This window comes from Saccharospirillum salsuginis (assembly GCF_014651855.1).
Taxonomy (GTDB): Bacteria; Pseudomonadota; Gammaproteobacteria; order Pseudomonadales; family Natronospirillaceae; genus Saccharospirillum; species Saccharospirillum salsuginis.
This window is the reverse complement of sequence record NZ_BMXR01000004.1, coordinates 133,062-153,147: the sequence shown is the minus strand read 5'-3', so window position 1 is coordinate 153,147 and position 20,086 is coordinate 133,062. Positions and strand designations below refer to the sequence as shown.

At 58.9% G+C, this 20,086-nt stretch carries 18 protein-coding genes and 1 pseudogene; 7 read left to right on the top strand and 12 right to left on the bottom strand.

Going from position 1 to position 20,086, the window contains the following annotated elements; all coding sequences use genetic code 11:
- Nucleotides 1-94: 94 nt before the first annotated feature.
- From uvrC to IE111_RS09070, 4 genes are all read right to left on the bottom strand, one after another.
- The gene (uvrC, locus tag IE111_RS09085; RefSeq protein WP_189608247.1) at nucleotides 95-1,927 is read right to left on the bottom strand and encodes an excinuclease ABC subunit UvrC; all 1,833 of its coding nucleotides are present in this window, start codon (nucleotides 1,925-1,927) and stop codon (nucleotides 95-97) included.
- 48 nt (nucleotides 1,928-1,975) lie between these two features.
- The gene (uvrY, locus tag IE111_RS09080) at nucleotides 1,976-2,620 is read right to left on the bottom strand and encodes a UvrY/SirA/GacA family response regulator transcription factor (protein ID WP_189608246.1); all 645 of its coding nucleotides are present in this window, start codon (nucleotides 2,618-2,620) and stop codon (nucleotides 1,976-1,978) included.
- A gap of 129 nt (nucleotides 2,621-2,749) precedes the next feature.
- The gene (locus IE111_RS09075) at nucleotides 2,750-4,147 is read right to left on the bottom strand and encodes a PhoH family protein (RefSeq protein WP_189608245.1); all 1,398 of its coding nucleotides are present in this window, start codon (nucleotides 4,145-4,147) and stop codon (nucleotides 2,750-2,752) included.
- Between the two features lie 41 nt (nucleotides 4,148-4,188).
- Complete coding sequence (locus IE111_RS09070; RefSeq protein ID WP_189608244.1) at nucleotides 4,189-6,294, bottom strand: serine/threonine-protein kinase; 2,106 nt, start codon at nucleotides 6,292-6,294, stop codon at nucleotides 4,189-4,191.
- Nucleotides 6,295-6,386: 92 nt separating this feature from the next.
- Between IE111_RS09070 and IE111_RS09065 the strand changes: the two genes are divergently transcribed.
- The gene (locus tag IE111_RS09065; protein WP_189608243.1) at nucleotides 6,387-6,764 is read left to right on the top strand and encodes an FHA domain-containing protein; all 378 of its coding nucleotides are present in this window, start codon (nucleotides 6,387-6,389) and stop codon (nucleotides 6,762-6,764) included.
- Nucleotides 6,765-6,783: 19 nt separating this feature from the next.
- On the opposite strand, the gene IE111_RS09060 is transcribed toward IE111_RS09065, so the two are convergent.
- Complete coding sequence (locus tag IE111_RS09060) at nucleotides 6,784-7,728, bottom strand: DegV family protein (RefSeq protein WP_189608242.1); 945 nt, start codon at nucleotides 7,726-7,728, stop codon at nucleotides 6,784-6,786.
- 217 nt (nucleotides 7,729-7,945) lie between these two features.
- Between IE111_RS09060 and pabB the strand changes: the two genes are divergently transcribed.
- Nucleotides 7,946-9,304, top strand: coding sequence for an aminodeoxychorismate synthase component I (gene pabB, locus IE111_RS09055; protein WP_189608241.1), 1,359 nt, complete (start codon nucleotides 7,946-7,948; stop codon nucleotides 9,302-9,304).
- Between the two features lie 111 nt (nucleotides 9,305-9,415).
- Here pabB and thrH read toward each other — a convergent pair whose 3' ends face one another.
- On the bottom strand, nucleotides 9,416-10,033 hold the full coding sequence (gene thrH / locus IE111_RS09050; RefSeq protein WP_189608240.1) for a bifunctional phosphoserine phosphatase/homoserine phosphotransferase ThrH: 618 nt from the start codon (nucleotides 10,031-10,033) through the stop codon (nucleotides 9,416-9,418).
- Between the two features lie 358 nt (nucleotides 10,034-10,391).
- On the opposite strand from thrH, the pseudogene IE111_RS09045 reads away from it, so the two are divergent.
- Nucleotides 10,392-11,114, top strand: a pseudogene (locus IE111_RS09045) (phosphoadenylyl-sulfate reductase); the annotation flags it as partial.
- A 15-nt stretch (nucleotides 11,115-11,129) separates the two neighbouring features.
- Here IE111_RS09045 and cysB read toward each other — a convergent pair.
- Nucleotides 11,130-12,104 (bottom strand): HTH-type transcriptional regulator CysB, encoded by a 975-nt coding sequence (cysB, locus tag IE111_RS09040; RefSeq protein WP_189608238.1) that lies wholly within the window; start codon nucleotides 12,102-12,104, stop codon nucleotides 11,130-11,132.
- Between the two features lie 191 nt (nucleotides 12,105-12,295).
- Here cysB and IE111_RS09035 point away from each other — a divergent pair, with 191 nt between their 5' ends.
- Complete coding sequence (locus IE111_RS09035) at nucleotides 12,296-13,060, top strand: sulfite exporter TauE/SafE family protein (RefSeq protein ID WP_189608237.1); 765 nt, start codon at nucleotides 12,296-12,298, stop codon at nucleotides 13,058-13,060.
- Between the two features lie 4 nt (nucleotides 13,061-13,064).
- Here the strand turns inward: IE111_RS09035 and IE111_RS09030 are convergent, their stop codons facing one another.
- Complete coding sequence (locus IE111_RS09030) at nucleotides 13,065-13,502, bottom strand: hypothetical protein (protein WP_189608236.1); 438 nt, start codon at nucleotides 13,500-13,502, stop codon at nucleotides 13,065-13,067.
- A 95-nt stretch (nucleotides 13,503-13,597) separates the two neighbouring features.
- On the opposite strand from IE111_RS09030, the gene IE111_RS09025 reads away from it, so the two are divergent.
- On the top strand, nucleotides 13,598-14,665 hold the full coding sequence (locus IE111_RS09025) for a 3-deoxy-7-phosphoheptulonate synthase (protein ID WP_189608235.1): 1,068 nt from the start codon (nucleotides 13,598-13,600) through the stop codon (nucleotides 14,663-14,665).
- 126 nt (nucleotides 14,666-14,791) lie between these two features.
- A complete protein-coding gene (locus IE111_RS09020; protein WP_189608234.1) occupies nucleotides 14,792-15,943 on the top strand; it encodes a cation:proton antiporter domain-containing protein in 1,152 nt (383 codons plus the stop codon).
- On the opposite strand, the gene IE111_RS09015 is transcribed toward IE111_RS09020, so the two are convergent.
- Complete coding sequence (locus tag IE111_RS09015) at nucleotides 15,918-16,814, bottom strand: alpha/beta hydrolase (RefSeq protein WP_189608233.1); 897 nt, start codon at nucleotides 16,812-16,814, stop codon at nucleotides 15,918-15,920. The genes IE111_RS09020 and IE111_RS09015 overlap by 26 nt on opposite strands.
- 84 nt (nucleotides 16,815-16,898) lie before the next feature.
- On the opposite strand from IE111_RS09015, the gene lexA reads away from it, so the two are divergent.
- Nucleotides 16,899-17,507 carry a transcriptional repressor LexA gene (gene lexA, locus IE111_RS09010; protein WP_189608232.1) on the top strand — a complete coding sequence of 203 codons (609 nt, stop codon included), beginning with the start codon at nucleotides 16,899-16,901 and terminating at the stop codon, nucleotides 17,505-17,507.
- Between the two features lie 45 nt (nucleotides 17,508-17,552).
- Here the strand turns inward: lexA and dnaQ are convergent, their stop codons facing one another.
- From dnaQ to IE111_RS08995, 3 genes are read right to left on the bottom strand one after another with little or no spacing between them, the layout of a single operon-like run.
- On the bottom strand, nucleotides 17,553-18,284 hold the full coding sequence (gene dnaQ / locus IE111_RS09005) for a DNA polymerase III subunit epsilon (RefSeq protein ID WP_189608231.1): 732 nt from the start codon (nucleotides 18,282-18,284) through the stop codon (nucleotides 17,553-17,555).
- Nucleotides 18,281-18,739, bottom strand: coding sequence for a ribonuclease HI (rnhA, locus tag IE111_RS09000; RefSeq protein WP_189608230.1), 459 nt, complete (start codon nucleotides 18,737-18,739; stop codon nucleotides 18,281-18,283). The genes dnaQ and rnhA overlap by 4 nt, the downstream gene beginning before the upstream one ends.
- A complete protein-coding gene (locus IE111_RS08995; protein WP_189608229.1) occupies nucleotides 18,729-19,523 on the bottom strand; it encodes a class I SAM-dependent methyltransferase in 795 nt (264 codons plus the stop codon). Before IE111_RS08995 ends, rnhA begins: the two co-directional genes overlap by 11 nt.
- Nucleotides 19,524-20,086: the final 563 nt, after the last annotated feature.

Below are 20,086 nucleotides of genomic sequence, written 5' to 3'. Positions count from 1 at the left end.
CGCCGGTACGGCGCCGGTAAGGGCGAAATGCGCGGTAGCATTTCAGGTTTCATTAACACTGTAAAGTACCACCGGTCACCTTACCCGTCGGTGGTTATCGGCTGTGCAGATGTTCGTAGATCTCGGTGGCCAACGCCTTTGAAATGCCTTTAACACGGGCAATTTCCTCCGTACTCGCCGATTTGACGCCCTGGGCGCTGCCGAAGTGTCGGATCAGGGCCTTGCGCCGGGTCGCCCCCACCTTCGGAATGTCGTCCAGCACGGAGCCGATGCGCGCCTTGCCACGCCGTGCCCGATGGCTGGTGATGGCGAATCGGTGCGCTTCGTCCCGGATATGCTGGATCAGATGCAGTGACGGCGCATGATTGGGAAGCTGAATCACCCGGTCCGGCGACTCGTAAAACAGCGTTTCCATCCCCGGCTTTCGGGTTTCGCCCTTGGCCACACCCAACAACGGAATGGTGACGCCCAACTCATTCATGACTTCCCGCGCCATCTTCATCTGACCCTTGCCGCCGTCGACAATCAACAGGTCCGGCAACCTGGCCTCTTCCTTCTGCAACCGACTGTAGCGCCGTTCAATGGCCTGGGACATGGCGGCGTAGTCGTCCCCCGCGGCCACCCCTTCGATATTGAATTTCCGGTACATCGACTTGTTCGGACCATTCTGGTCGAAGACGACACAACTGGCCGTCGTGGCTTCGCCGCTGCTGTGAGAAATGTCGAAACACTCGATGCGTTCGGGCATGGCGTCCATGTCCAACACCTGTTGCAACGCCTCGAACCGCTGCACCACCTGCTGACGATGGCTGATCCGGTGTTGCAACTGTTCGCGGGCATTGGTCTGGGCCAGTTCCAGCCAGCGAGCGTTACGTCCTCGAACCGAGGACTGCAACGTCACTTTGCGGCCGAACCGTTCCGCCAGTGCGCCTTCGAGCCAGGCTTTTTCCGTCACCGGTACGTTCACCAGGACGCTTTGCGGACAATCCTCGTGGCTGCGCCCCAGATAGTACTGGGCGAGAAAGCTCATCATGATCTGCTCGGGCTCGTCCTCGATACCCGGTTTCGGGTAGAAGCTCTGGCTTCCCAGTAGCCGCCCTTGTCGGATCATCAGATAGTGCACGCAAACCCCGGCGTCGATGGCTTCGAGCGCGAATACATCGACATCGCCCTTGTCGCTGGACACGTATTGCTGTTCCTGAACCTTGCGCAGATACAGCAATTGATCGCGGACCTCGGCGGCCGTCTCGAAATCGAGTTCGTGTGCGGCCCGATCCATCTCGGTTTCCAGAGTCTCGATCAGGCTCTGATTCTTACCCAGCAGGAAAGCCCGGGTCTTTTCCAGATCCGCCCGGTATTCCTCCTCGCTGACAAAACCCACGCACGGCGCCTTGCAGCGTTTGATCTGGTACTGCAGACAAGGCCGCTGCCGATTCTGGAAGACACTGTCCTCGCACTGACGAACCTTGAACGCCTTCTGCAGTATCGCCAGGCTCTCGCGTACCGCGCTGGCACTCGGATAGGGCCCGAAATACTCGGCGTTTCCGCGTCTCGACCCCCGATGCACGTAGAGTCCGGGCCAGTCGTTATCGCTGGAGAGCTTGATGTAAGGGTAGGATTTGTCATCCAACAGCAGAATGTTGTACGGCGGGCGGTGTTCCTTGATCAGCGTCTGCTCGAGCAGCAGCGCCTCGGTCTCGCTGTGGGTGACCGTGGTTTCGATGTGATGGATGCGATTGACCAGGGCGACCGTCTTGTTGGTCAGCCCCCGGCTGCGAAAGTAACTGGAGACCCGGTTTTTAAGGTTCTTGGCCTTGCCGACATACAACAGCGTCCCCTCGGCGTCGTACATGCGGTAGACGCCCGGGCGGTTGGTCAGGTGCTTGAGGTAGGCTTTGTGGTCAAAGGCAGTGATGGCTTCGGTCATGGCCGGAAGTATATCAACTTCCGGCCCATGGAATCATACCCCTCTTTTTTAAACCATCTCCTGGGGTTCCAGCAGGCCGTGGCGAATGGCCAGGTGTGTCAGTTCGACATCGCTGGAGATTTCCAGTTTTTCGAATATCCGATAGCGGTAGGTATTGACCGTTTTCGGGCTCAGGCACAGTTTGTCGGAGATTTCTTGAACCTTTTTGCAGGAACAGATCATGGTGGCGATCTGCATTTCCCGGTCGGACAGCTCCGAAAAGGGCGAACCGCCCTCCCCGACGCTCTGCAAGGCCAGTTTCTGGGCCACGTTAGGCGTCAGGTACTTCTGACCGGCGGTTACGGTTCGGATCGCCCGAACCATTTCCTCGGTCGAGGCGCCCTTGGTCAGATACCCGGCCGCACCGGCCTGCAGCAAGCGCGATGGAAACGGATCGTCGCCGCACGCCGTTACGGCGATGACCTTGATGTCCGGAAACTGACGGTGAATTTTCCGGGTGGCTTCAATGCCGCCGATACCGGGCATGCGGACGTCCATCAGAATGACATCCGGTTCTTTTTCTTTGGCCAGCTCGATGGCTGCCTCGCCACTGTTGGCCTCCGCGATGACTTCGATCCCTTTTGCATCATCGAGCAGGCGAACCAGGCCCATCCGGACCAGGTCATGATCGTCAACCACGATAATTTGGATCACACGCTTACCTCACCCTTGAACCACCGGACTATGATACGTCCAGTATGAAAGCCATGAAAGAGAGACGCAAAGAATTTGTCAAGATATCCGACACACGGTGGGTGAACAGCCCACCGTGCGCCGGTTGCATCACAGGTGCGATTCCGCATAGGCGGCCAGTCGACTCCGCGCAACCCCCTTGAGCGTGACCGAGCCGGCATGCTGGAAGCCCTTGAATCGCTCGCTCATGTACGCGAGACCTGAGCTGGTCGCCCCGAGATAGGGCGTGTCGATCTGTGCCAGGTTACCCAGACAGATGACTTTTGTACCCTGCCCGGCCCGGGTAATGATCGTCTTGATCTGGTGCGGCGTCAGGTTCTGGGCCTCGTCCACGATCATGAAGCTCTGCTGAAAACTGCGCCCACGGACGAAATTGAGGCTCTTGAACTGCAATGGCACCTTGGCGCCGACAAAGTGCTGACTGCTGCTGGGGTCGAAATCCTCGGCATGCAGAGCTTCCAGGTTGTCGGTAAAAGCGCCGAGCCAGGGCTGCATCTTTTCCGCCTCGGTGCCGGGCAGAAAACCGATGTCTTCGTCCAGTCCCCGGGTGCTGCGGGTGGCGATGATGCGTTTGTAGACCTTGGTCTCCATTGTCTGCTCCAGCGCACAGGCCAGCGCCAGAATCGTCTTGCCGCTGCCGGCGGAGCCGTTGAGGGCGACCAGGTCAACCTCCGGGTCGAACAGCAGGTACATCGACATCGCCTGATACAGGTCGCGCGGGCTCAACCCCCAGGCCTTCTGACGCATCAGCGAACCGGAGTTCAACAATTCGAGAGCGACGTGTTCTCCGTCGTCCTTGTAAATGCGACCGACGAATTCTTTTTCATCGTAAAAGAACTGATTGACGAAAAACGAGGTCCCCAGCACTTCTTCCAGGACGTCCCGCTTGACGACGTGATACCGCTCCCCGCTCATGGTCTGAGGCGCCACGGCCTCGAGTTGTTCCCAGAAACTGCCTTCCAGACTGTGGTAGCCCGTCGTCAGGCTGTCGATGTCGCTGATCAATTGATCGTTGTGATAATCCTCGGACTCGAGGCCGCTGCCTCGGGCCTTGAGCCGCATGTTGATGTCCTTGGTCACCAGGATGACCCGGTATTCCGGCTGTTTCTGCTGCAAGGCCAGCAGATCGTTGATGATGCGGTTGTCGTTGCTGTGGGCCGGCAGCATGACGGGGGATTCGGTGATCGGCATCAGAATCGACAATGTTCCCTGAACATCGCCTGTGACCCGCTTTATGCCCACGCCCTGCATGATGTCATTGGGCGTGGCCGGGCCGAGAACGCCGTCGATCGTGCGCACGGCCTGGCGCGCGTCGGCGGCGACCGACGCGTTGCCAATCTTGAGTTTGTCCAACTCCTCCAGCACCACCATGGGAATCAGTACCTGGTGCTCCTCGAAGTTGAAAACGGCGCTGGGATCGTGGATGAGAACATTGGTGTCCAGTACGTAGATCTTGCGATCGGTATCTTCCAGAGCGGATGCGTGCATAGCGTCTCCTGGTCTCGACAACCGGGCTTGGGCAGCCCTGGTTACTCGCCGGCCCCGGCCCATCTGGCCAGAGCCTGTGCCATGTCACCGGCGGACGCGTAGCGTTCGGCCGGGTCTTTCTTCAGCGCCTTGTTCACAATGCGAACCAGCGCCACGGGAACGTCTGGATTGTGTTTTTTCGGACTCTCCTGTTGGTTGTGTGTAATAGCATAGGCCAGTGCGGGCAAGGTTTCCCCCTCGAACGGCAATCGACCGCACAAACATTGGTACAGTGTTACACCCAGGCTGAATATATCGGTGGCTCCGGTCAACGGTTCCCCGCGGATCTGTTCCGGCGCCATGTAGGACGGGCTGCCCAGCACAATGCCGGTCTGGGTTTGCCGCAGCCCGGCGATACGCGCCACGCCGAAATCGGTGATCTTCAGACGGCCGCTGACGCGATCGATGAACAGGTTCGCCGGTTTGATGTCCCGGTGGATGATGTCGTTGCGGTGGGCGAAGTCCAGGGCGTCGGCGGCTTGTGACAACCAGAGACAGACCTGATCGATCCCGGGCAGAGTACGGTCGTCCAGCCGCTTGGAGAGCGGTTCGCCCTGCAGCAGATCCATGGCGATGTAAGCCAGGTCATGCTCTTCGCCGACATCGAAAACGGTGACGATACTGGGGTGATTCAGGCGACCGGCGGCCTGGGCTTCCCGGAAGAAGCGCTGCTTGACGGCTTCGGCGTCGTCGGCATCCAGTGCATCGAGCTGGACCACCTTGATGGCGACCCGGCGGTTGATCTTCGGGTCTTCGGCCTCATACACAACGCCCATGTTACCCCGACCGACCTCCCTGACGATACGGTAGCGCCCCAGTTCGGGCGCCTGAACGCCCTCCCCGAGTGTCAGCCCACGCGATTCCTGACCCAGGGTAACGGTCTGCTGACCGTCCACCATGGGCCGCAGACGACGGCGGCGCTCGCTGACATCCCTGAAGTCCGGGTCGTGCTCGGCGATGCGATCCAGACAGTCCAACGCCTGGCTGTACTGGCGACGGCGCTCGAACCCCTGGGCCAATTCGTAGGTCAGATCCCGGGACCGGCTCAAGGCGGAGTCGGAGGCCAGAAACCGCTGCCCGGCTTCGGTTTTGCCGTTGTCGAGCAGATGCCGCAACCAGGAAAGCCCCAGGGTTCGATAGCGCTCCTCAAGATCCCGATACGATTGCAGGTGTTGCCGATACCGCCGATGCCAAGCACCGGCCAGGCCGACCGACACCAACGGGTACCAGAGCGGCCACCAGAGCTTCAGACCGACGATCAGTCCAAGGTTGAGCAGAACCATGGCCGCCATCAGCACCGGAGCCGCCCAGGGGCGCCGACTCACCAGACCGGGCCAGAGCCAGGGTAACACCACCGCGATGGCCGCGATCATCGTCAACCAGAACGGTTCGACCAGATAAAACCCCTGTTGCAAAGCCCAGTGTTCGCGCAATGCCTGAATGCCGGCCCCATGGGCACTGGAGACGCTGGGTAACGGTCGCTCGCCGAGAGCGTCCCGTACCGGCTCCGGTACCGCGAAGTCGAGCAACAGGAGCCCGCCACGCCAATTCGTGTCGAGCTGACCGTTTCCGCCCACAAGCCCCAGGCCGGGTCGGTATCGCCAATCGGCATCGGCCTCCAGGAGCGTTAACTGGGCATCGAACACCAGCCCCATGTCGGTGCGATACACTAGGGACTTGTAACCGTGGTCGGCCGGCTGCCAGTAGCGATCCGACAGGGCGCGGGGTGGATTAAGCCGTGCAGTCGGCAGTCCCTTCAAGACGAAAGCGGGACGCAGATTGTCCCACCAGGGAGCGACACCGGTCATATCCCGTTGCACAGGTCCGTACAAGGGACCCAATTGCCAACGCTCGTCACCCTGTGGCCAGGTGATGTGACTGCGCGCCGTTCGTTCTTCCAAGGCAAGGGTATAGCGGGCCGGGGAGGCCTCGCTGTGCCAATACCAGCCGGTGGTCCAGCGTAGCCACTGCTGGTTCAGTTCACGCTCGATCGGGAAACCGGACAGCACGAGCAGCAGAGCGACCCCGATAGAGATGGGAAAACCGAGCCAGATGGCCAGCCTTGAAATGCGTGTGTGTCGAGGTGCCCGCTCGGGGTCTTGCATCATTGTGTTAACGGCTGCTCAATGTCGGAAAATCGGATACTGTAACCTATACCGGACGAACGAAGCGGGGACAACCCCTTCTGGAGGAGAACACCGTGGCCGTATTGATGCAATTGAACAAAGAAGTCGTGCAACACAAGGTGGCGCTGGACGAGGCCCCCCTGACTCTGGGACGGGATGCCGCCAACGACCTGCAAATCGAAGACCGAACCGTATCCGGTTTCCATGCGCGCATAGAGTGGGTACCCGGCGACGAGAAAACCCCGGGTCATCACCGCATCGTCGATCTGGACAGCACCAACGGCACCTTCGTCAACGAAGAAACCGTCACCAGCCATCGACTGGCGGCCAACGACCGGTTGCGCCTGGGGCTGGTGAACTTCCTGTTCGCGACGGACGAGGCCGTCCAGCACGATCGGACGGCACGGGTCCATAAAAGCTGGATTCCGGGCGTTTACTACACGAAAGACTAGGGAGCCCCGGAACGGCTCCCTAGCCGTCGAATTCGTGCTCCTCGGCCGCCAGCGCCAGGCCAACGCAGCCGGGTCCGACATTCAGGCCGCCGGTCAGCCCCATGACGCAACTGAGCACGCGCACGTCGTGCTCGCCGGCCACTCGTTCCAACTCCTGGAACGATTCGTACGCCAGCAAGTCATTCGGATCCCCGGCGATGCTGACCACGACATAGGGCGTAAACAGGCCGGCCCGGATGTGTTTGATCGCATACTGGAACAAACGGTCCACCGAGGTCTTGAACCCGCGCCCCTTCGCGACCGGGAAGGTTTCATCGTCACGACCGCATAAAATCGGGACGATATCGAACGACTTGGCCACCAGTGCGCTGATCATACCGACGCTGTCGTCCCCTTTCTTGCGTGCCCGCTCACGAATGTAATAGACATCCGGTGGCACCAGATAGGAATACACCTTGTGACGCATCGACTCGGTCAGCTTGAGGATTTCGTTCTTGGACTTGCCCATTCGAATCATGTCGCTGGTGAAGGCCGCCAGTAACCCCTGACCGCAAAACAGGCTTCCGGTATTCATCACCCGGAGCCCGAAACCTCCTTCGCGACCCGCCTTGGCACGTACCTCCCGATAGGAGCGCAGGATGCTGTGCGACGCCTTGGTGGCGTTGTCGAAAATAGGACTGCGTTTGCGACTGACGGTCTGGACCAGTGCGAAGTCATATTGCGTGACGATGCGGTCGAGAAAGAGCGCCTCGATCTGTTCGGCGCTGAAAGGCAAGGATTCGGCGTCATGGTCGCGTCCCAGCAAACCCTGGGCGTAAAAATCGGTTAAGGTTCGAGCATCCTTGTCGTCGGTAAAGGTCTGTTCGTCGATTCGAATTGAAATCGGCAACACCTGAATGTCGCGTTCATCAATGAACTGGCGCGGCAGATCGCAAGCCGCATCGATGACGAGTACGGTGCTCATTGAGGCTCCTGTTTTTTATTTTTATGACTAAAGTCACATTATTGCCCCCGCCCGACTCCAGAATCAATCAGATACCCCTCATGAGGGATGCTGGGGGCCATCTGCGGCGCAGTACTGTCCGCATTACAGAAGAATCTTCATTAAAGCCACGATTCCGGGCGAAATTTTTCATCCAGACGCTAGAATAGCGGCCGGTTTCATTGAGGAAGAAGTGGTCTTGGAACGCCTGGAACTGCCCTATTGCGCATCAGCCCTGCCCTATTTTCAACACCTGGCGAATGAACCCGGGGCCATCTGGTTTCATTCCGGCCAGCCGCTGCGCCCCGGCCATCGCTGGGAGTGGTGCTCCGCCTGGCCGACGGAACGCTATCGTTACCTCGGACAGGGACGCGTGCGGGTCGACCGTCCGCTCGGCACCGAGTCCGTACACTGCGACGACTTCTTCCGCTTTTTGGCGCAACAGGTCCGGCCCGGACCGGGACTGAACATCCCTTTTTCCTCTGGCCTGGCCGGCCATCTCGACTACGAACTCGGCTATGAATTGCACAGTCTGACCGGCCGCCACACTCCCCGAGCCGAGCTCGCCTGTGTCGGTCGTTATGACTGGAGCCTGGTCACCGACCACGACACCCGGCGCTCCTGGCTGCTGATTCATGAGGATTGTCCGGCCGACATTCGCGATCGGGCTTTGACACTGCGTGGTGCTTCCACCGGGGTCCCGCCACTGGAAGGCCTTCCCCGGGTGCGGTGGCAGTCCCTGATGTCGGAAGCCACCTACCAGGATCGATTCGAGCGCATTCGGGAATACATTCTCGCCGGCGATATCTACCAGGCGAACCTGACCCGCCAGTGGCGGGCGACCCTGCCCGAAAACGTCTCGGACTGGGCCCTCTACCGACACCTGATCGAGCGCGTGCCGGCCCCGTTTTCGGTCTATCACAAAGCCGCCGACCATACCCTGCTCAGCGTGTCGCCCGAACGCTTCATCACCATCGATCAGGATCGGATGACCACCCAGCCCATTAAAGGGACCCGTCGGCGCGGAAAATCCGAGGCCGAGGATCGACAATTAGCCGAAGAACTGTCGGCCAGTGAAAAAGACCGGGCTGAAAACCTGATGATCGTGGATTTGCTGCGCAACGACCTGTCCCGGAATGCGGCGATCGGCTCGGTCAAGGTCCCGGACCTGTTCAAACTCGAGACCTTCAGCAATGTCCACCATCTGGTGAGCACCATCACGGCACGGCTGAAAAGTGGCTCAACGCCGCTGGATGCGCTGCGAGATGCCTTTCCCGGTGGCTCCATCACCGGAGCCCCGAAGCGCCGGGCGATGGAAATCATCGAAGAGTTGGAGCTGGCGCCGCGAGGCAGCTACTGCGGCTCGGCATTCTGGCTGGGCGATGACGGCTGCTTTGACAGCAATATTCTGATTCGGTCGCTGGTCCGGCAGCACGATCGATTGGTCTGTTCCGGTGGGGGCGGCATAGTGGCCGACAGCGTCGGTGACGAGGAGTATAAGGAGAGTGCGACCAAGGTCCGACAGTTGCTGGAAGCCCTCGGCCGCATCGATGATTGAGTCCACCCCCTAGGGTGGGATGGTCCGACACATCGGCCGCCCACCATTCCTATTTCCAGCCAGTGGGTCACTCTCTGGTATGGCTTTCTTCCATGGTGGGCGGTGCCCACCCTACAGGCTCAGCGGCCGCTCGCTGGCGTCTATGAACGCCTGTTTGAGGTTGTCATACCCCGTCACCGCCGGGAATTGCGGAAATTCGGCGATCACATTGTCCGGCGCATTGAAAAGAATGCCGGCGTCGGCTTCACTGAGCATGGTGGTGTCGTTGTAGGAGTCGCCGGCGGCGATGCAACGATAATTCAGGCTGTGGAACGCCTGAATGGATTTACGCTTGGGATCGCTTTGGCGCAGACGGTAGTCGGTGACTCGCCCGTCATCGGCGACTTCGAGTTTGTGACACAACAAGGTCGGGAAGCCAAGCTGGCGCATCAGCGGCGAGGCGAATTCGTAGAAGGTGTCGGACAGGATGACGACCTGAAAGCGCTCGCGCAGCCAGTCGATGAACTCGCGTGCACCGGGCAGCGGTTCGAGTTCGGCGATGACCGCCTGGATTTCATTGAGTCCGAGGTTGTTGTCCTCCAACAACCGCAACCGTTGCTTCATCAGAACATCGTAGTCGGGGATGTCCCGGGTCGTGGCTTTGAGGGCGTCGATGCCGGTTTTTTCGGCGAAGGCGATCCAGATTTCGGGGATCAATACCCCTTCCAGGTCCAGACAGGCTAATTCCACAGTGTGTTTCCTATCGAATGGTGGGTTCGGCTGCTTCTCCGGCTCGGCTCCGGGCGCATCGGAGACCCGCGCTGAACCGGTTCCGGGTGCTGTGCAGCGCTGCAATGGTAAAACCCGGTACATTAGAGGGATGGGATCGTTAAGACAACGCCGTTTTCCGAATCGCAGTATTGCCCCGGAAGCCTGTCGGACCTGGGTTGAATTGATCAAAAATTGTTCCACGGTCCGTTTTCCACGTGGAACATTGTGTGTTCCACGTTATGCGCTTTGGTTATGTAATAACAATATGGTATGCAGTTATTTTTAGACTGCGCACGGGAGTGCTAGGCTTACCGCGTTTAAACCGACCGACCGTGCCAAAACAATGAATTTGACTGAATTGAATCTGGAGCTCTCGGGGAAATCGCCCCGGGAGATCATGAAAACGGCCCTGGCCAACCATGAGCGCATCGCGGTGTCCTTCAGCGGCGCGGAGGATGTGGTGCTGGTGGACCTGCTGAGCAAACTGACGGACAAGCCCAGGGTGTTTACCCTGGATACCGGACGCCTGCACCCCGAAACCTATCGCTTCATCGAACGGGTGCGCGAACATTACGGAATCGACATCGAACTGATGTCGCCTCGCGCCGAGTCGGTTCAGGCGCTGGTTCGCGAAAAGGGTTTGTTCAGCTTTTACCGGGACGGTCATGAAGAATGCTGCGGCATCCGCAAGATCGAGCCGCTGCAACGGGCGCTGAGCGGTCTGGATGCCTGGATCACCGGCCAGCGCAAGGACCAGAGCCCGAGCACCCGGTCGGAAGTGCCGCACGTACAACGCGATGCGACATTCCAGGGTCGCGGTGACGACCTGGTTAAATACAACCCGCTGGCAAATTGGAGTTCCAAAGACGTCTGGGACTATATCCGGATGATGGAGATTCCCTACAACATCTTGCACGAACGCGGATTCGTGAGCATCGGCTGTGAACCCTGCACCCGCCCCGTGTTGCCCGGTCAGCATGAGCGCGAAGGCCGCTGGTGGTGGGAAGAAGCCACGCAGAAGGAGTGCGGGCTTCATGTCGGGAATGTAAAGGGCGAGTAATCGCCCAGCCCCCGATCAGTATGTCGGCAGAGGGATATTCTGGAACAACTGTTCCAGATCGTGCCGATTGCTGGTTACCATGGCTTCGTCCACCAGCTCCCGGGACAGATGCGGAGCGAAGCGTTCGATAAAGCGGTACATGAAACCGCGAATGAAGGTTCCCTTGCGAATACCGATCTTGGTCACGCTGGCCTCGAACAAATGACTGGCGTCGAGGCTGACCAGATCGCGGTCCTGCTCCGGGTCGATCGCCATGTGCGCGAGAATGCCCACACCCAGTCCTAGTCGTACATAAGTCTTGATCACGTCCGCATCCGCCGCGGTGAACACCACCTTGGGGGTGAGCCCCTTGTCGATAAAGGCGTCGTCCAGCTTGGAGCGTCCGGTGAAGCCGAAGACATAGGTGACGATCGGGAACGCGGCGACATCTTCCAGCGACAGCTGCGATTTTTGCGCCAGCGGGTGGTCCTTGGGGACGACAATGGATCGATTCCAGCGATAACAGGGCATCATCACCAGGTCGGCGAAATGCTCCATGCCTTCGGTCGCGATGGCCAGATCGACGGTGCCGTCCGCAGCCATTTCGGCGATCTGCACGGGCGTCCCCTGATGCATGTGCAAGGAGACATCGGGAAAATCGTGGATGAAACCATCGATGACACTGGGTAATGCGTAACGCGCCTGGGTATGGGTGGTGGCGAGACTCAGACTGCCCTGCCGGTCGTTGCTGTGTTCCTGGGCGATCTGCTTGATGGAATCGACCTTGCGCAGGATCTCGCCGGCGACCTTGAGAACGGCTTCACCGGCGGGAGTGATGCGGGTGAGATGCTTGCCGGAGCGGGCGAAGATCTCGACTCCCAGTTCGTCTTCCAGCAACCGAATCTGCTTGCTGATCCCTGGCTGCGACGTATAGAGCACCTGAGCGGTGGCCGATACGTTCAAATCGTGATGAGCGACTTCCCAAATATATTTCAGTTGCTGCAGTTTCATGACATCCCCGTAATGCGTGTGCCAATGCGTCCCATTGTTGTCGTTATAGAGTCCGTCGATCCGATCAAGGCCGTTCCGACGGCAAGACTGTTTTCTATCAGGTTATATAAATATGATCAATTATTCTTTTTCAGAATAGTTAATAACCGATAGATTTAGCAACACAATTACTCTATGACTTTTTTAACAGTATGGAAATCCTTTTCTACAGTCTGTCGGGAGCGACGGTCGGCCTCATCGTAGGCATCACCGGTGTGGGTGGTGGCGCACTGATGACGCCACTGCTACTGCTGTTCGGATTTCCGCCCCACATCGCCATCGGGACCGATCTCTGGTACGCCGCCATCACCAAGAGTGGCGGCATGTGGGCCCATCATCGCAAGCAGCATGTGCGCTGGGACATCGTATTGAAGCTGGCCGCGGGCAGCCTTCCGGCCAGCGCCGTCACCGGACTGATTCTGCATCGCTTCTTTGCCGACGCCGAACAATACGCCTCCCTGTTGCAGACCGCCCTCGGAGCCATGCTGGTCGTGACCGCTCTGGTACTGATTTTCCGCAGACGCCTGTTCCAGCATAGCAACCCGTCACAGCGCGTACCGCCCGGCCGTACCACCCTGTGGGCCATCGGTGCCGTGCTCGGCGTTCTGGTCACCCTGAGTTCGGTGGGTGCCGGCGCGATCGGAACCGCCGTTCTGATGGTCCTGTTTCCCGTACTGTTGCCAAAACAGGTGGTCGGGACCGATATCGCCCACGCCGTACCCTTGACCTTCACGGCGGGCGTTGTGCATCTGTTTTTGGGCAATGTGGACTTCGCGCTGCTGTTGGCGTTGATCGCCGGCTCTCTGCCCGCCATCTACCTGGGTACACACCTGTCCGCCCACCTGCCCTCTCGGGTCATGCATCCGCTACTGGCGACCGCCTTACTGGTGCTGGGGTTGAAATACGCGGTGTTCTGATCGGTCACCCCCAAAAGAAACCGCCCATCCCCTGAATTCGAAATTCCAGAATAGTGCGTTCCACGGCGGATACATCGCAACGGGCGTAGATGTCGCGTTCCTCGTTCCTGATTTGCAGATCCAGAAAGACGGTATGCACCTGCAACGTCTCGTTGTAACGCGACGAGCGGCTGTCGAAGGCAGCCTGCTGCAACTGGGACCCCATTTGGCGGGCCACCCGCTGACGACACAGCTCCTGGGCCAATTGAATGCTGATCTGGGCACGGCCTTCTGGAATGGCCGGCTTACCGGTCAACCAATCCCAGAGCGTGCGACGATAGTCCCCCTTGTTCGCAGCCATTTCTTCCAGAGCGATACCCATGGCACCGGCAAGCAGGACAATCACCACCATGCCGCTGACCAACCCGACCACCGACTGCTTTTTTTGATTCTTTCTCGACACGTTGTAACCTTTTGTTTACGGGTTGTCTTTGTTTCTTTACTTAATTATCATGCCCATTGACACTGAAGAATGACACAGAGAGTCGCCGCCTAGCCATGCAAGAACTAACGAACCTGAATGTCGAAAGCCAGGAAATCCTGATTACCCCGGAATCCCTGAAAGCCGACATTCCCGTCACCGAAGAAGCCGCCGAAGTCATCGGCGCCGGCCGCCAGGCTGTTCGCAACATCCTGGATCGCAAGGATCACCGCCTGATCGTCGTAATCGGCCCCTGCTCCATCCACGACCCGGCCATGGCCATCGATTATGCCAAACGTTTGAAGGCATTGTCCGACGAGGTCGGGGACACACTGTTGCTGGTGATGCGGGTTTACTTCGAAAAACCGCGTACCACCACCGGCTGGAAGGGCCTGATCAACGACCCGCACCTGAACGACTCCTTCAAGATAGAAGAAGGGTTGCACATTGGCCGTCAGTTGCTGCTCGACATCGCCCACCAGGGCCTGCCCACCGCCACCGAAGCGCTGGATCCGATCTCGCCTCAGTACCTGCAGGATCTGATCAGCTGGTCGGCCATCGGCGCGCGTACCACCGAAAGCCAGACCCACCGGGAAATGGCCAGCGGCCTGTCCTCGGCCGTCGGCTTCAAGAACGGCACCGATGGCAGCCTGGACGTCGCCATCAATGCGCTGAAATCGGTTTCCTCACCGCACCGTTTTCTCGGCATCAACCAGGAAGGCCAGGTCGCCATTATTCACACCAAAGGCAACCGCTATGGCCATGTCGTATTGCGCGGCGGCAATGGCAAACCGAACTACGATTCGGTCAGCGTCTCGCTGTGCGAGGACACCCTGCGCAAGGCCGGTGTACCGACCAACATTATGGTTGACTGCTCCCACGCCAACTCCAACAAGGACCACAAGCTGCAGCCCCTGGTCGCGGATAATGTCGCCAACCAGATTCTGGAAGGCAACACGTCGATCATCGGCCTGATGATCGAAAGCAACCTGTCCGAAGGCAATCAGCCCATTCCGGACAACCTCAAGGACCTCAAACCTGGCGTGTCCATCACCGATGCCTGCATTGGTTGGGATACGACCGAACAATTGTTGCGGTCCATGCGTGACAAGCTGAAGGACGTGTTACCCAATCGCGCGGATTGAGCTTAATATAAAGCTGTTGGGTAGAGCGGAAGTGTCGGACCACTTCCGCTCTACGCGCCACCCCACGGACTGGGTAATTCCCTTCCGGCTTGATAGTATGCCGCTAAAGGACAAACACCAGCCGACATGATATTTTCGTTTTTTCTGATCTTCGCCGGTGCCGCCGCTCTGGCCACCCTGGCGCTCTATTTTCGACAACCCCTGTTGATCGCCTATATCGTTCTGGGCATGGCCGTCGGTCCGTTTGGGACACATTGGGTCGAGAATACCCACCTGCTGACCGAAATCGCCGAAATCGGCATCATCTTCCTGTTGTTTCTGCTCGGGCTCGACATGCAGCCCAAGAGCCTGGTCTCGACACTGAAAAAGAGCTCCCTGGTGACGATCGCCAGCTCGGTGCTATTCGCACTGATGGGGTTCCTGCTGGTGGTCAACCTGGGTTACCCGACCCGCGAAGCCATCGTCATCGGCCTGTGTCTGATGTTTTCCAGTACCATCATCGGCATCAAGCTGTTACCCACCACCGTTCTGCACCACAAACACGCCGGCGAACTCATGGTCGGCATCCTCCTGGTTCAGGATTTTATCGCCATTCTGGTGCTGTTGATTCTCGGCAGCATGGCGTCCGGACTGGATGCCATCAATCTGATTCGCCCCTTGATCGCCTTGCCGATCCTGGCCGCATTGGCCTGGGGCGCCGTGCGCTACATTGTTCTGCCTTTGCTGATGCGATTCGACCGCTTTCAGGAATACATCTTTCTGCTCGCCCTGGGTTGGTGTCTGGGCGTTGGCGAGGCGGCCGAGGTCATGGGGTTGTCTTACGAAATCGGCGCCTTTATTGCGGGCATTACCCTGGCCAGCAGCCCGATTTCGCAATTTATCGCGTTGAACCTGAAACCGTTGCGGGATTTCTTCCTGATCCTGTTTTTCTTCACGCTGGGAGCGCGACTGAACCTCAACCTGCTCGATGAAGTCTGGCTGTCAGCCCTGTTACTGGCGGGCATGATCCTGACCGTCAAACCCATCCTGTTCCGCTTTCTGCTGCACCGGTTCAGCGAGAGCAATCATCTGGCTTGGGACGTCGGGTTTCGGCTGGGACAAATCAGTGAGTTTTCCCTGCTGATAGCGTTCATCGCCCTGGAATCCAACCTGATCTCGGATCGGGCTTCGGTGCTGCTGCAAACGACCGCCATCCTCACGTTCGCCGTATCCAGTTACATCATTGTGCTGAATTTCCAGAACCCGATCGCGATCAAAGACGAGCTTCGTCGGGACTGACATCGGCGGCGGCACGCTCGGGCACGGTCGTGCGGCTCGCCCAGGTTTCCGGCATCCAGTGAGCCCAGTCACCGTCGGAATCGACCGCTTCGAAAACCCGGTTCCGGTTGACCTGCAATCGATTCAGCCAGGTCGGTACCCTGCCCGGCGAAAACACCCAGTGAATGCGCCCCACGGCCTGCTGCAGAGCGGGCCGGACCGGTTCCCCCGACGCGTCGACCCAGCGACCGAACCACCCCTGCTTGGACAACAGCTCAGTGAACAGCTGACGCGGTTCGGGCTCTTCCCCATCACCTTTCAACCAACGCCGCTTTCCGTATTTGAGTCGGCGGGCGAACTTCAGTCCGGGCAACCAGCACAGACGACTGGGCGGCAACATGGGCGGATGCATGAACACCGCTTCCGGGACCGGTGTTCCGCCGGCCAATGCCAGGCTGACCATTTCGCAGCCCAATCCCCGGGCCACCAGGGCGGGATGTTCGCCGGTGCTTTCCTCGATAAAGGCGATCACCGCCGGCAGATCGTGCCGCGCCATTTCCTTCAGGGTATTGAGTCGCGGACTCTTGTTACGGGACGACAGACCATGACCCCGCCAATCGAGCAGCCAGACGTCGAACCCATCCCGGGCCAGACGACCGGCCGCACCGCCGAGGCCGTAGTCGAGCCACTGCCAATGATTGTGGAAGGCATCGTGAATCAGCAGAATGGGACGGGATTGGCGGCATTGCTCGGTATGCAACCGTACCAATGCGATCTCGACGGTCTTGTCGACGCTGTTGTTGGGTTTAAGCGAATAGACATCTTCGTAGACGCCTTCCTTGTATTCCGCGCTCAATAAAGCGACGGGAAAAAGTTCACTGCTGCTTTTCAAACCGTACCTTCCATCTGCCATCCTTTACAGCGGCCGCGAGCTGTATATAATCACAGCTACTGTATATAAAAACAGGCCGACATTATGTTGAAACTGACCGCTCGTCAACAGCAAGTGCTGGACATCGTCAAGGAACACCTCAACGCCACCGGCTATCCGCCGACGCGCGCCGAAATTGCCGAACGGCTTGGCTTTCGCTCCCCGAACGCCGCCGAAGAGCATCTCAAGGCGCTGGCGCGGAAAGGCGCCATCGAAATCATCGCCGGCGCCTCACGCGGCATTCGCCTGCCCGAGGACGACACCGAACAGGGCGTCCCCGTCGTGGGCCGTGTCGCCGCCGGCTCCCCCATTCTCGCCCAGGAGCAGATCGAGGAATTCATCGAACTACCACCCGGTCTGTTCAGCCCCAAGGCCGATTTCCTGCTGCAGGTCCAGGGCCTCAGCATGAAGGACGTCGGCATTCTGGAAGACGACCTCATCGCCGTCCACAAGACCGATCAGGTACGCAACGGCGACATCGTTGTGGCGCGCGTCGGTGAGGACGTCACGGTCAAGCGGTATGAGCAGAACGGCAAACAGGTAACACTCTACCCTGAAAATGAAGACTTCGAACCCATCAAGGTCGATCTGGCCCAGGACGATTTCGCCATTGAAGGCCTCTATGTGGGTGTGATTCGCCGCTCATTGCATTAACAGCCCGGCCGGGAGCGGTCCATGGACCGCTCCTCATCCGATGGCCTATTGACCCAGTTTCTGGCGCCAAAGAGCCTCGCCACCGCAGGCTTTGTCGATCACCGACAGCATCGCTTCATGCGCCGCTTTTTCGTCCTCGCTGGGTAAGACCTTCTTCAAGGCCTCACCCGAAGCCAGCACATGGCTGGCGTCGAAACTGACCTGCTCCCCCTGATTGTCCTCTTCCTCATCGAGAATCAGATCGGTCTGCCCGCCCGTCATCAGCAAATAAACGTCGGCCAGAATCTCGGAGTCGAGCAGGGCCCCGTGCAGGGTCCGATGGGAGTTATCGATACCGTAACGCTTGCACAACGCATCCAGCGAGGCCTTGGCCCCCGGATGCTTCTCACGGGCGACCTGCAGCGTGTCAAGCACGGTGCAGACATCGATCAGTTTGCTGAACTGGGTGTGACCTTCCTGGCGCAACCGTTCGAATTCCATTTCCAGGAAACCCATGTCGAAGGCCGCGTTGTGGATCACCAATTCGGCGCCCTTGGCGTAGTCCCAGAATTCCTGGGCGATGTCGCGAAACTTAGGGGCATCCTTGACCTTGTCGTTGTCGATGCCGTGGACGGCCACGACTTCATCCGGAATGTCCCGCTCCGGATTGATGTAATAATGGAAATGCCGCCCCGTCAGTTTCCGGTTCACCAGCTCGACGCAGCCCACCTCGACAATGCGATCACCTTTATTGGGGCTCAGCCCGGTGGTTTCGGTATCCAGTACGATTTGTCTCATGCGCGTTGCTTGCTCCGTTGCATCTCATCAATGCCCTGATTCGCCAGGGCATCGGCCTTTTCGTTTCCAGGGTGACCGGCATGTCCCTTGACCCAATGCCATTTCACCTCGTGCTTTTGCATCAGCTCATCCAGCGCCTGCCATAGATCCCGGTTTTTCACATCCTTCTTGGCCGACGTTTTCCAGCCGTTCTTCTTCCAGTTGTGTATCCACTGTGTGATTCCCTTGCGCACATACTGCGAGTCGGTATAGAGGTCCACATCACATGGCCGCGTCAATGCTTCCAGCCCGCGAATGGCGGCCAGCAACTCCATCCGGTTGTTCGTGGTGAGCGATTCACCGCCGTGCAGGTTTTTTTCGTGCTTGCCGAATTGCAGAAAAACGCCCCAGCCACCCGGGCCGGGATTCCCACGACAGGCTCCGTCGGTATAGAGGGTCACACCCTTAGTCGTCATATCGATTCCTGATGGTACGGCTCGCCAGACCGGATTCCAGCACGGGCCGGGCCCGCCAGCGAGCGCGACTGTTGATTCGACCCACCACCTGCTTGCAGCCCACCATTAAATAGACGGCTCCGGTGGCGGGTAACAGGGTTTTCTGCATCCGTCCCAGGGCGCCGAGATGCGTCATCCAGTTCGGGCGATTGAACGGTGGTGAGAAGACGTGTTTTTCGTGTCGTTCGATTTCGAAATCGAGCAATTGCATCCAGTCGGCCACCCGACCGCTGCGGATGAATCGCGACCGCCACAAGCCGGCCCGATTGCGACTGACCATGGCCCGCATTCCCCAACTGCTGAACGGATTGAACCCGACGATGATCAGCAAGCCACCGGGCTTGAGTACCTGGGCGGCTTCGCGCACGGCCTGATACGGGTTCTCGCAATGGTCCAGCGTGTGGTGCATCACCAGCGCGTCGATGCTCTCCGGCTCGAACGGCAACGCCTCGGCGTCGGCCAGCACCAGGGGGCTGGGGGCTCGGTTGTCCAACTGGCTGACCAGTGTTCCGCACCCGAACAGTCGCTTTTCGAACAGCGGTTCGTGCAGGCCGGTATCCAGCTGCAGCAAATGAGAGCCGAACCGACCGGACAGCGCCCGCGACACCAATTGGCGCTCGATATTGATCAGCCGCTGCCCCATGGGCGTGCGATACCAGCGCGATAAAGCTTCTTCCTGGACCCGTATGTTTTTGGGACCGGAATGAATCAAGTGTTTTACCTGCTGGCCGAGTCGTTTGTGCAAAATATCCTCTTTTATGCCGCGATTAGCCGATATTTAATGCGAAACCATGACATAAGTCGCCCTGATTGGCTTGCGGCACCCACCGTCACCAACATAGAATTATCCCCCAACTTGAATCCAGCTTCAAAAACTCATAAAAACGACACATTACATGCGTTCCATTCGACTGATCCTGCCGCTGGTCTTTACGGGCCTTATTACCAGCGGTTGCAGTACAGTGCCCGGCTTGAGCGTCCTGAACAAGGGATCCAAGAAAGAAGTCTCGACGAGCGAGGATCCGTCGCCCGTGGCCAATGCGGCCGCGACGACGGACGGGTCGGCGACGGCCGACGCGGCAGCGACCACCACATCGGCCGCCCCAGCCCCCTCCGACGACCCCGCTCCCGTCTTTGACCCTCTTCTCGCCACCTTGACCCAAACTCCGGATCTCTTCTCCACTCACCCCGATCTCAGCGAGGAAAACCAGCGCGCACGGGAAGTCTACGACCCCTATGCGCACTACCCCGAAGATCTCTACCAGGCACTGCGTCGCGGCTTCCAGTTCGATCTGAGCCTGGAGAACC

What these genes read in the sequence shown, in the direction of transcription:
- rnhA (WP_189608230.1), bottom strand. Translation starts at nt 18,739, where the DNA reads ATGACGACTAAGGGTGTGACCCTCTATACCGACGGAGCCTGTCGTGGG.
- IE111_RS09075 (WP_189608245.1), bottom strand. Translation starts at nt 4,147, where the DNA reads ATGCACGCATCCGCTCTGGAAGATACCGATCGCAAGATCTACGTACTG.
- cysB (WP_189608238.1), bottom strand. Translation starts at nt 12,104, where the DNA reads ATGAAACTGCAGCAACTGAAATATATTTGGGAAGTCGCTCATCACGAT.
- IE111_RS09025 (WP_189608235.1), top strand. Translation starts at nt 13,598, where the DNA reads ATGCAAGAACTAACGAACCTGAATGTCGAAAGCCAGGAAATCCTGATT.
- IE111_RS09070 (WP_189608244.1), bottom strand. Translation starts at nt 6,294, where the DNA reads ATGATGCAAGACCCCGAGCGGGCACCTCGACACACACGCATTTCAAGG.
- IE111_RS09020 (WP_189608234.1), top strand. Translation starts at nt 14,792, where the DNA reads ATGATATTTTCGTTTTTTCTGATCTTCGCCGGTGCCGCCGCTCTGGCC.
- dnaQ (WP_189608231.1), bottom strand. Translation starts at nt 18,284, where the DNA reads ATGAGACAAATCGTACTGGATACCGAAACCACCGGGCTGAGCCCCAAT.
- uvrC (WP_189608247.1), bottom strand. Translation starts at nt 1,927, where the DNA reads ATGACCGAAGCCATCACTGCCTTTGACCACAAAGCCTACCTCAAGCAC.
- lexA (WP_189608232.1), top strand. Translation starts at nt 16,899, where the DNA reads ATGTTGAAACTGACCGCTCGTCAACAGCAAGTGCTGGACATCGTCAAG.
- IE111_RS09035 (WP_189608237.1), top strand. Translation starts at nt 12,296, where the DNA reads ATGGAAATCCTTTTCTACAGTCTGTCGGGAGCGACGGTCGGCCTCATC.
- IE111_RS09060 (WP_189608242.1), bottom strand. Translation starts at nt 7,728, where the DNA reads ATGAGCACCGTACTCGTCATCGATGCGGCTTGCGATCTGCCGCGCCAG.